The sequence below is a fragment of the Cellulophaga sp. Hel_I_12 genome (assembly GCF_000799565.1).
GTDB lineage: Bacteria > Bacteroidota > Bacteroidia > Flavobacteriales > Flavobacteriaceae > Cellulophaga.
In genome coordinates, this window is record NZ_JUHB01000001.1 from 592,152 (window position 1) to 604,437 (window position 12,286).

At 33.1% G+C, this 12,286-nt stretch carries 5 protein-coding genes and 1 pseudogene; 4 read left to right on the forward strand and 2 right to left on the reverse strand.

The annotated features are described in order from the left end of the window. Positions 1-97: 97 nt before the first annotated feature. Positions 98-2,899 carry a hypothetical protein gene (locus GQ45_RS02820; protein ID WP_047414919.1) on the reverse strand — a complete coding sequence of 934 codons (2,802 nt, stop codon included), beginning with the start codon at positions 2,897-2,899 and terminating at the stop codon, positions 98-100. Positions 2,900-2,908: 9 nt separating this feature from the next. After that, the gene (locus GQ45_RS17475) at positions 2,909-5,485 is read right to left on the reverse strand and encodes a hypothetical protein (RefSeq protein ID WP_052188103.1); all 2,577 of its coding nucleotides are present in this window, start codon (positions 5,483-5,485) and stop codon (positions 2,909-2,911) included. A gap of 946 nt (positions 5,486-6,431) precedes the next feature. Between GQ45_RS17475 and GQ45_RS18195 the strand changes: the two are divergent. From GQ45_RS18195 to GQ45_RS02845, 4 genes and pseudogenes are all read left to right on the forward strand, one after another. Continuing rightward, a pseudogene (locus tag GQ45_RS18195) lies at positions 6,432-6,637 on the forward strand (IS1595 family transposase); the annotation flags it as partial. Between the two features lie 112 nt (positions 6,638-6,749). Further along, the gene (locus tag GQ45_RS02835; protein ID WP_047414922.1) at positions 6,750-9,494 is read left to right on the forward strand and encodes a prolyl oligopeptidase family serine peptidase; all 2,745 of its coding nucleotides are present in this window, start codon (positions 6,750-6,752) and stop codon (positions 9,492-9,494) included. A 686-nt stretch (positions 9,495-10,180) separates the two neighbouring features. Next, positions 10,181-10,750, forward strand: a complete 570-nt coding sequence (locus GQ45_RS02840) for a DUF2202 domain-containing protein (protein ID WP_231555143.1) — start codon at positions 10,181-10,183, stop codon at positions 10,748-10,750. Positions 10,751-10,787: 37 nt separating this feature from the next. Next, positions 10,788-12,116, forward strand: coding sequence for a hypothetical protein (locus tag GQ45_RS02845; protein ID WP_047419959.1), 1,329 nt, complete (start codon positions 10,788-10,790; stop codon positions 12,114-12,116). Positions 12,117-12,286 lie beyond the last annotated feature (170 nt).

The following is a 12,286-nucleotide window of genomic DNA, read 5'->3' on the forward strand; positions in this document are numbered from 1 at the left end:
TATGAGTTTTAACTACGGTTATCAAAAAAATCAACAATGTGAAAGGTTCAGTATTTGGCATAAAACCTATTAAAGCGACCCATAGATAATACTTAATTTATTCTAAATACTCTAAGAGAGCATAAGCGACTTCGTAAGCTACATCATTTGATAATGGGTTCTCAAATAACGTAGGAATTTGAGCTACATCTTGAATCCAGTCAAATATTTCAACCCCATCTTCTTCGAGAGCATCATCATACCATGTTCTTAAATCATTTCTCAAAACTGTTCTAACTCTGGTTAATAGATTTCTTGTATTCACTAAATGATATTCTTCTGAAGGAATACTTAAAATAAATTGAACTGGTTCAAAATTTCTAGGTCCAATTGAGTCTAACTGTCTGATTAAAAATAAGTCCTCCAAAATAGTATAATTTTGTCCATTGATAGTAATAGCCTCTTCAATATCGATAAATCTGCTTAAATCTTTAGTCAATTGTGTTAAACCATCTAGATTATGATCTACCCAGTCAGTCCAATTATAACTAGATTTAGATTCGAAAATTGATAATATAACGATTCCTGTTCTACCATCTTCCATTTGAAATGTAGAGTATAGTATTCCATCTGTGAGTTGTCTACCATTACCAGAAACTAAATGGGTAAATATAGGCTCACTAAGTTCTAATCCTGAATCTGCGATAGCAATATTCACTCTTGCCACTTTAGCAAATGCTGCTCTTCTAACTAGATCAAACCAAGGCATTTCAGTTCGTAATGCCTCTTGCACATAGCCCTTAATAGAATGTGCTCTATTATTTAAATAGGCAAGCCGCTCAACTCCATCCAACTGTCTCAATGTAGTTAAAACGTTGTCACTTACAAGCCCAAACAATTCTCGTAATTTCCCCCTTCTAGATGATGATTGGAATAAACGTGTTATAAGATCTGTGAGGTTTTGACTACCAAATAATGGACTGATTCTTCTAATTATCTCATCATACAATTCTATTTCAATCCTTCTATTTGTTAATCTAGCGATTGGAACGTCAGGTATAGCATTCTGCAAAACATTTGGATTACTTCTTGAGATGTTAGCGTTTCTTGCAAGTCTTGTTGAAATCCCGAAACCTATTACATGCCCAAATAATATAAATATAGATTGCTCTCTAAGATCAAATACTTCAGCTATTGCTAATTGCTGATCAATGACAGCAAAACTATTTAATTCATTCCTCTGATTATTTTCTATGAGTAATAAAAGATCAATTCCTAATGCAATAATGCCCTCTACCAAAATAGCTAAAATTGTAGTGGGAAATACAGTTCCAATGGTAATCCCTATACCTAAAGAAAAGGCGGTTAATCGATTTTCATTAGTCCAAAACGGCTCCCTATCTTCAATAAAATACAAACAATATTCGTACAATGGACTGTTCGAATAATTTTCTCCGAGTACAGGCTGAAGTAGATTTTTCAAAGCAGACTGTGTAACGAAGGAAATTGATTTTAAGTCCCCAATTTCTGCTATACTATTTGGACGCCATATTGAATTCAATTTTTGGCGAATTAATGCTAATGAATTTCTTAATGGTCTGAACACGTAATTTCTAAGTATAGTTTCCAATTGTCTTTCCGCTTCTTCTGGATTCGATCTTCTAAGTTCTAGAATTGTTGCAATCTGGCCAAGATTTAATTTTTTTTGTAGAACGAATATTACTGGAAACTTACCATAAACAATTAATTTCAATTCTCTAAATGATACTGAAGCAGAATCCAAAGCACGCCTTTGTGCTTCATTATTTCTGTTTTGTATCAATCGCATATTGAATCTGGTATGTGAATTATTTTGCCATGGTAGGGAGTTTGGTCTAAACTTAACAACAGGTCTATCAGGGTCTTGGGGAATATAAGGAGCTACATTAGAGAAAAATGGAAATATGTATGCTAAATTATTTAAAAGTTTCATTCTATCAGAACCTACGTAAGACGTAGATACTTGTCGATGAATAGCACGGAGCTGACCAAATACACGATGAGCTTCATCCGAAAGTGCATTGAAAACGAGTCTCTTTATAGCTTCTTTTTGGGTTCTATTTAATGAATCGTGAAACCCACCAGGTCTAACACTAAATATTAAATAAGGTCCAGCAGATTCTTGTGTATAGTTAAAACTATTTTGAAGGTGATAGTATTCATCTCTAATTTCTGAAAACCGAGTGTGCGCTAATAATAATAAATCTCGATCCAATCTTTCAGTTCTATTGTGTCTAGTATCATTTCTTACATTTTCAGCTGCAAAAGTTTCTTGAGTTTCATTAATCGGAGTAGTATTTTCATTTGGTATATTGGTTTCAGATTCTAATGATTCCCAATCTTCCGGAATGGAACGGTGCCAAATTGAGTATCCTGTAATAAATCTACTCATGTTTCTTTCTCTTAGTAGCTGTCGGTCACCGGTTGTAGTTATATGTCGTGGATCTCTAACCCAACTACTAACTATTTGATGAATATCATAAATAAAAGATGTTACTGTTAATAAACCCAATGTACGTTCTCTAACCATTTGATTAATTAGATAAGGAGAATTTGGATACCTAAATTCTAGATGGTGATGCAGCTTTGATCTAAAAAAGGATTCTATGCTTTGGGCTTCACTTAGATTCCCATTATCAGCAAGGTGAATTATAATTTCAGAATAGGTATTCCATTGGACTGTAGCTCTGGAAACAACATAAGATCGTGACCATGTTGGGTCTAAATTTATCCATTCTCTATCAATTGCTGCTAATGTGACTATCCCACCAAATGGTAACAATAAATAATTAATTCTTTTTCCTGGGAATTGATGTGAAGAAATTTCCTTATAAAGAATACCAAGTTGATTTATATAATTTATAAAACTTTGTGTAGCCATTTGAAAAGCTTAATCTGTAACATCTTTCTCCCAAACCCAACTTCCTACAGGATTCTCTTTCCACTTAGGCAAACCGTCTTCTTTTTTAAGCTTAATCAAACTAGTAGGTAATCGCACTTCCCAAGGCTTCCCAACTGGAATAGGCTCTTGTTCAGTATTGCCAGACTGCTCTCTAATTTCATCTACAATGGACAGGTAAAGCGGGTCTTCTATTGACGGAACCCCTTCTCCACCCCAAACATTGCCAGTTTCCATATAGTGTGCAACTACAGCTTCAAATCCTAATCGTACTGGTAAAACCAAACGTGCGGCACTCGCTTGCAAAAATTGCTGGTATTCATAATTGGGGTCATCTAATTTAAATTTTTTATCCCAACTTTCCTGTTTAGACCAAAAATAAGGATATAAGGCATATTGCATTTGTGACCATTCAAAAGCCTGCTCAAAAAAACGAATGAAATCACCTTGTTTCTTTGCTTTTACTCGATCTATTTTTGGAGGTTTTTCATCCGCATCATCAACAACTATTGGAAAATCTGTATTAAATCTAGTTGTGTCATTTGAAACATCATCAGGAGAAAACGACAAATTATCTGTAAAAAGCGATATAGCATGTTTTTTAAGCTCTGTTAACATTATTTGTTTTTGTTTGCTTGGTGGTACTCCATAGTTATTCTTTTCAAAACTTTCTTGTGCTTTTCTATCCGCATTATATTGTGCTAATTTATTTTCATATTCCATTAACCGATCTTGATAAGCCGCTTGAAGAATATCATAAGTTTCTTGTTGCCAATCTCTAATAATAACTTCAGAAGGCTCGCAGATTATTTCTCCCTTAATTATATGGTTATTGGTTTCCCTTGCAAAATAGCCAATTGATAATTTATTGTTTGCATTTGCTATAAAATCATCAGGAAGTTCAATATTTTTGGGTTCATTAAACTTCCCAGAAAAGGCAACATGGTCTTTATCTTCTGCTGTATAGGTATTTCGAAGGTTTTCAACTCCATTTCCAGAAATCATTTGAAAATATGAAGAGCCAACCAAGAAATCAAATTTCAAGCCCTTATGCCTATCAGTGTAGCCAATAACACTTAATTTTATTTTTTTGGGGATATAACCATCTTTAATTTCAATATCAAAACTTTTTGGAGGTGCCATATAGGTAGCACCTTCCCCGAGAATAGCATCTGGTTCAGAATTTTCTTTAGGTCTTGAATACGAAAAGGAAAAAGTCATAGCCTCTGGTGGTGATTTGACGCCTTGAGCTTCATATAAGGAAACATAATTTGAGTAATGGTTTTTATCGCCAAATAAAAATGTTTCACCCGTAGCTTGATAATAACCTTGTTTTAATTTGTATCCGATTTGATAGAAATGAATATCCAATTTTGGCGGTTGGATTAGGCTACTATTGGTAATGTTATCTCCTATATTGTTCAAATACCGCAAATATGAAGCAGGCTCTGGAATCATCAAATCAAACATTTGTCGCTGACCATAGTTGAATACTTGGGCTTGGTAAATTTTATCTACAAATTGATAGATGCCGCTAATTTGTTCTAGCTCATTAGTTGCACCTTCAATAAGCACATTAGTAAACGAGTGTAAATCTTTGGTTTCATTTTCCTTAATAATCTTGGTTATTCGCTCTGTGCGAATACGTTCATTTACCTTTTCCAAGGAACGATCCATAATGTCCTTGGCATATTCAGAAGATGATTTTGTTTCGGTAGTTTCAGAAGTATCCAAGCTATAAGCCATATTTGCAGCTATCGTTGTTGGACCATATTTTCCTGATACAGACAAATCTGTGCTAAATTTTTGGTCTTCTTGTATTGTTTTTGATGTTTCACGATTCATTTCAAACCGTTCGGTTGTCTCAGATTCTTTTTCAGTTTCAACACTTTTTTCATTTTCATAGATAAGTGTTTCTTCAAAACGGTCTAAAAAACGATGTTCCCTACTTCGCGTTTCACCTTTCATTACGTTTTCTATATGAGCAATTTCAGTTTCCTCGTAGCGTAATAGATGCTGTTTTACAACTAATAAATCAGCAACACCAACAGATTTGATAAATGGTTCAGTAGCTTTGCTTAAACCTAATAACCTAATATTATGCAAAAGGAACTTTTGAAATAGTTTGTTTACCCTAGCTCTTTCAAGAACTTGATACATCACATATAATTGCAAGTTAGTATCGGACAATTTTTCATAAGAACTGTAATTTGAAAAATAAACAAGCTCTGAGAGCATATTTAAGTCTTTTTCAAAATCTTCTTCCAGATTATTATAATTTGAAGTGAGCATTTGAAAAACAGAATTGTAAAACTGACCAACAGTAGATTTTGTATTATTACTATAGTTATTTAATGCAGCTCTGACTTCAGTACCTAAACCTAATTTTTTAATAGTAAAATTTAAATTGCTTAAGTATGTATTTGCCAATTCTATTTTTTCTTCGGTGGTTTTATTCTTAGCAGCCTGAATTGTATCGGTTACCTTTACTGGGTAAGATTTTAAGATATTACCACCTCTTAATTGTACAAATCTGAAAATATCGTTTAGTGAGCTTTGATTTTTCATATGGTTTATTTTAGAAGAAAATGAATAAATCCTATAATGACTTTTAAAAAAGTATGGTATTGAGACTTATGAGTATAAGTTATTACATTTCGTGAAACAGTCAGCCGTTAATGTACTACTAGTAAGAAATAATGTACGATTTGTAGGAAATTACAATCCACATATATTTATTCACAAGAATCTTACTGTCATTTGATGGTATTTATGCATCTCATTCGTCGATGTCAATTCCCTCCTATGGTTCGGCTCTGCTTACCACAGGCTAGTCGCATAAAAAGTGTTTACTCGCAACTCCTATTTGATAAAAAAGAGCTTGTGAACCCTATAGAGTTTATTCGCAAGGGTATTATTGTTATAGTGTATCTCATAATTTCTACCAAATTCATTAACATGGTAGAAAAAGCTTTTGGTATAATTTTTTCAAGAAGCTGAAGTAACAACTTTGCCGGCGCAGCAACCCGATCGAAAAACAAAAGGTCTACAAGACCTTTCATTTTTATGCCGTACCCAAAGCTCAAGGTACCCTTCGACTATGCTCAGGACAGGCTCCACGCAGAACATTATAGTACATTTTGCATTATTGGTTTAGCCAGTGGCTGAAGCAATAATCAAGAAGGTTGGCGCGCTGGAGAAATTCTACAGAAGTTTAACCTATGTAGCTATACTTGCATTATGTAAAATATCCCAGAAACATTGTATTTCATTACAATAATACGAACTTGGGACATTAAACTATTAAGCGGTTTGCTTCGCAGCGTTTTTAAAAAATAATTATACTATCGCAATACTACAAGAAGCTATTATAATCGGTTTATCAAAATGTTTTTATTAATTTAAGGATCAGTTTTGACCTTTACATTAATTTCGGATAGAGAATAAACAACTAAAAGCACATGTCTCAAATACTAAATTATCTATTGAAAACCGCTAACCAAGCTGATAAAATTCTTCAGACGTGGAGCTACATATAAGTGAAAAATCAAGCGAAACCTTAAAATGGGTTCATATTTCAATACCCAATGCAAAGCGAAATTTTGTGAGTGCTTCCCATAAAATCAAAAAAAATAGCCTCAATTTTTTGTAAATGAATTTGCCAACAAACGTAACCGAAGATACTTCGGAGTAAAAATATTTGGTAGACTGGGGATATGACTAATTACAAGTATACAAAAAACACTATCTTAGTTTTTAAGATTTAGTTCTTAATACTTTATAGAAATAGTATGATGTAGAATTTAACAACCTAACCAATAACTAAAATAACATGAAACAAAACTTCGTATGTATTAGCATAGTATTTACTGTTTTCTTTAGTACTATAAGTACAGCCCAAGATAAAGTACTCCAATTAGAAGATTATAGCAAATGGAAACGTATTGTATCATCAAAAATCTCACCTAATGGCGAGTGGTTTACTTATGGTCTTAGACCAAATGGAGGTGATGACACTTTATTTGTTAAAAAAACAAGTGCAAAAACATCAGATTTTACATATCGTATCCCTCATGCAAGTTCACCCTCATTTTCTAGCAATAGTAAATGGGCAGCATACCTTATTTCGCCATCAATAAAAGCCACTAAAGAGCTAAAAAAGTCAAGTAAAAAAGTATTCAGAACAGCTGAGTTAAGAAATCTCATTACTGGTGATTCTATCCATTTTAAAAGAGCAACGTCGATGACATTTTCTGAAGATGGAAAGTATTTTGCGATATCTCTAGAAAAATCAGAAAGTGATAAATCAGAACACAAAGGGCAAGATTTGATAGTCGTAGATTTAACAACGCTAGCTAGCTTAAACTTTGGAAATGTTTACGAATTTGCATTTAATAAAAACTCCAGTCACTTAGCATATACTATTGATGCAGCTGAAATGGTTGGTAACGGTTTATATGTATACGACCTTAATAAAAATAAACTACAAAATTTAGACAGTGATAGAAAAACATATAGCAGTCTTATTTGGGACGACGCTAACATACTAAAGGAAGACTGGGGTAATAAAGGCACTCAAATTGCAGTATTAAAAGGAAAAACAATAGATACGTTAGCGCAAAGAGACAATATGCTTTTAACAGTCTCTAACGTGCATCAAAACCCAATTAAAAGAACTTTAAATGTGAATGAAAAAACCAATTTCCCGAATAACTTTGTAATTAGTGAGAAGGGACGCTTGCAATTTAGTAATGATGGAAGTTTTGTTTTGTTTGGAATTAAAGAGCAAGAGGAAAAAATGAAGATGGATAAGGATACTATTGCCAATCTTGATGTTTTTCATTGGAATGATGAAACTATTAATTCTGTACAGAGAAGTAGGGAAAATGACAACCGAGACTTTACATATTGGGCATCATTCCAATTTAATAATAATGTATTTACTAGGCTTACAGATGATAGTATGCGTAATTTATTGTTCTCTAGAAACTCAGAGTATTGGGTAGGTAGCGATCCAAAACCTTACATTAATGATGTAAACTGGGGTATATCTCCTGAAGATTTGTATCGTGTTAACTTAAAAACTGGAAAAAGAGATCTTATAGTTAAATTAATCAAAAGACCTTTAGGCTACTCTCCTGAAGGAAATTACTACGCTGTACAGAAAGACACAGCTATTCATATAATAAACTTAGCAGACAATACACTAACCAATATCTCTAAATCTGCTGATGTTAATTTTATGAATTTAGAACATCCCTATCCTCATGAAAAACCACCTTATGGTGTAGCAGGATGGACAAAAGATGGTACTTCTATTATCTTAAATCATAAATATGATTTATGGTCATTAAAATTAGATGGCTCAGTTGTTAAGAATATAACACAGGGCTTTGGAGACCAAGAAGAAACAAGATTTAGATACCAAAACCTAAACCCTAATGCCCCATATATAGACACAAAAGAACCACTACTTTTAAATGCCTATGGAGAATGGACAAAAAAGGCAGGTTTTTATGAATTAAAAATAGGTGAAAAACCGAAGTCATTACTTTTTGATGACTATGCATTTACAACAATTATGAAAGCAGAAAAGTCTGATAATGTTGTGTTCACTAAAGAATCTTTTGTCGAGTTCCCAGATTATTATGTTAGCAATACATCTTTTAAAAAACCACAAAAGTTAACTGATGCTAATCCTCAGCAAAAAGAGTATAAATGGGGTTCTAAAGTATTAATAGATTATACCAACAGTAAAGGAGAAAAATTACAAGGTACACTTACGCTTCCTGCAAATTATGAAAAGGGGAAGAAGTATCCTATGGTTGTGTATTTCTACGAGAAAATGTCTGATAGACATCATCGTTATTATATGCCTACTTATGATGACCGTCCACATGGTTCTACTTATGCTAGTAATGGTTATTTATTCTTTCAACCAGATAATGTTTATGAGGTAGGAAAACCAGGCACAAGTTCTTTAGACTGTATAACATCTGCAACTCAGAAAGTAATTGATTTAGGGTATGCAGATCCCAAAAGAATAGGATTACAAGGACACAGTTGGAGTGGTTATCAATCTTCATTTATACTCACACAAACAGATATGTTTGCATGTGTCGTAACTGGTGCACCACCTACAGATCTTGAAAGTTTTTACAATAATATTTACGGAAACACAGGAACCAACCATAATGGTATTATGGAAATTGGACAAGTAAGAATGGGAAGAGGTGTTACACCATGGACACATCGTGAAATCTATCAGCGAGAAAACCCAATGTTTCATGCTAAAAACATTAAAGTACCATTTATGATATTGCATGGAACAGCTGATGGAGCCGTAGATTGGACGCAAGGACTTGAGTTTTACAACGCAGCAAGAAGACTAGGCAAAGAAGTGATTTTCTTATCTTATCCTGGAGAACCACATCATTTAAGTAGAGAAGCCAATCAAAAAGATTTTCAAATTAGAATGAAACAATATTTTGACCATTATTTAATGGATAAAGAAATTCCTAAATGGATGGCAGATGGTATACCGCACCTTAAAAAGCTTTATGATAAAGCAAAGTAGTCTTGAATAAGAACTATGAAAGCTAATAGCAGTTAAAAGCTTTTCCTAAGCAAAGTTACCTTTCGACTATGCTCAGGACAGGCTCCACACGGTACATTATAGGACATTTTACAACAATTAGCGAAATAGCGCTTTTGGGTGATATTTGACATAATTGCAGATATAATGGCTGCCAGACCTAAATCGATAGTAATTATGTAAAAGCTAATTGTGGTTTCGAAAAATAAATGCTCCTAAGCTCACATCTATTTTCACGCGCCTAAAATATGGACGCTCATTTTTCCAATCGTTTTAACCAAATCGACGAAGGAAATTCATGAATTCCTATAAAAAAATGAACCATCCAAGAACTAAAATTTTATGAGGCAACAACTTAGGTATGGCATAGATTTATACGGCTTGAACACTGTATATCTTCCTTCTAAGGAGCACGTCTTAAAATTACTTTCCAGATCAGATTATGGATCTTATCGAATATTTGTATTCGTTTTTTGTCGAATTTTTAACTATGTAACTTTCGTTACTGTAGATAATGCCGTTATAGTTTAATTTTATTCAATAATTTAAGACGATACCTGTAATTAGGTCTAATTTATAAAGAAAATTAGTAGTCAAAATAAAAATAAGCTATGATGAAAAGATGTAAAAAAGTAAAAGCGATTGGTACAATTGTAATAGTAACAAGTATGGTTTTCTTAAGCTCTTGTAGTAATAATGATACCGAACAAGTTATAAATAATACAGCGCTTAATCAAACAGATAAAGATGCTCTTTTGTTCATGTTAGAGGAAGAAAAATTAGCGCGCGACACCTATGAATATTTAGATAATTTATGGTCAATAAACCAATTTGGTAATATCAAAAACAGTGAGCAATCTCATATGAATGCTGTTGCCAATTTACTGACCCAAAGCAATGTTCCTTATGAGATATTGCCCTATGGTGAATTTATGAATACAGAAATACAAAATCTATATGACCAATTTGTAGACGATGGATCAATTAGTATGAATAATGCCCTTACCATAGGCGCTACTATTGAAGATTTGGACATTCGTGATTTACAAGATTATATTGACCTTACCTCAAATGTTGCTTTACTATCAGTTTTCGAAAACTTACAATGTGGATCGCGCAATCATCTAAGAAGTTTCATCTCTGTAATTGAAAATTTAGGAGGAAGTTATGTGCCACAATATATATCGCAAGAACAGTTTGATAATATCATAAACTCTGAAAAGGAACAATGTAATTAACCCTAACCTCGTTTAAACATATTTTAAAACCGAATAAATGAAACTAAACATCACTTTTGCTTTCCTTATAACTTTTACTCTATCAAGCTGTAATTCATCAGCACAAGAACCGTTTACAATAGAAATAGAACCATTTTCAATTAACGAAGCTCCTGGGATTCAATCCTACTCATTGGGAAAAACTAGTGATGGTAAATGGTTAATACTAGGTGGTCGTATAGATGGCTTGCATAAACGAAGACCGTTTGAAGCTTTTTTAAAAAAAGAAAATAACACCTCAGTATTTGTAATAGATCCTATTGGTAATAAAACTTGGGAAACAGATTTAAGTGTTCTACCAACTTCTATTTTTGAACAATTGCAGTCTACCAATCAGGAGTTTCATCAAAGAGCTAACTCGCTCTATGTGATAGGTGGCTATGGCTATAGTGAAACTAAAGCTAATCATATCACATATCCATATTTAACAGCTATAGATATTGATGGCCTCGTAAAAGCCATTATAAACAAATCGAATATTTCTAGTTTCTTTAGGCAGATATCAGACTCAAATATGGCAGTAACAGGTGGACAACTTGGATTATTGAATGACACTTTTTACTTGTGTGGCGGTCAATACTTTGAAGGCAGATATAATCCAATGGGACCAAATCACGGTCCTGGGTTTACTCAAGAGTATACCAATGAAATTAGAAAATTTAAAATAATAGATGATGGTGTTGATTTATCGATCAGTAACTACGCTGCGAAAAAAGACTCTCAAAATCTTCATAGAAGAGATTATAATATGGTACCACAGATTTTTCCGGATGCAACACCAGGTTTTACGATGTTTAGCGGAGTTTTTCAATATGACGCTAATGTTCCGTGGCTAAATACTGTAAATGTTACAGAATCTGGTTTTGAGGTTAATAATGATTTTAATCAATACTTAAGTCAATATCACAGTGCTAAAGTGCCAATTTATAATGCAGAAACCAACAACATGATGACTGTTTTCTTTGGTGGGTTAAGTCAGTATCAATTCAATGAAGATGGTGAATTGGTTAAAGATGATGAAGTACCTTTTGTAAAAACCATAAGCTTGGTTGTCAGGCACAAAGACGGTTCGATGGAAGAAAAGGATCTGGGTGTAAAGATGCCTGCTTTTTTAGGATCTGGAGCTGAATTTATTCCCTTGTCAGACAAAACAATCTATTTAGAAAATGATATTCTAAATTTTACTGTTTTAAAAGAAGAAAAAACCTTAATTGGTTACATATATGGAGGTATAGAAAGTTCTGAAGAAAACATTTTTTTTAAAAATAATGGTACTCAAAGCGTTGCAAGTAATCAAGCCTTTAAAGTTTTCATCTTAAAGCATTAGTCATATTTCTTCAAAAACAAGTGTATAAAAATTTGTTTGCCGCTTCAAAGAACCATAAAAGAGCGTTTAATAGACAAATAATAAGAAATTATAGTATGATTCTTTTAAGATTCTCAAAGATACAAGCTGACAATTTCTGCCAGCGATTTTTGATTGGTTGGTTTGAAAAA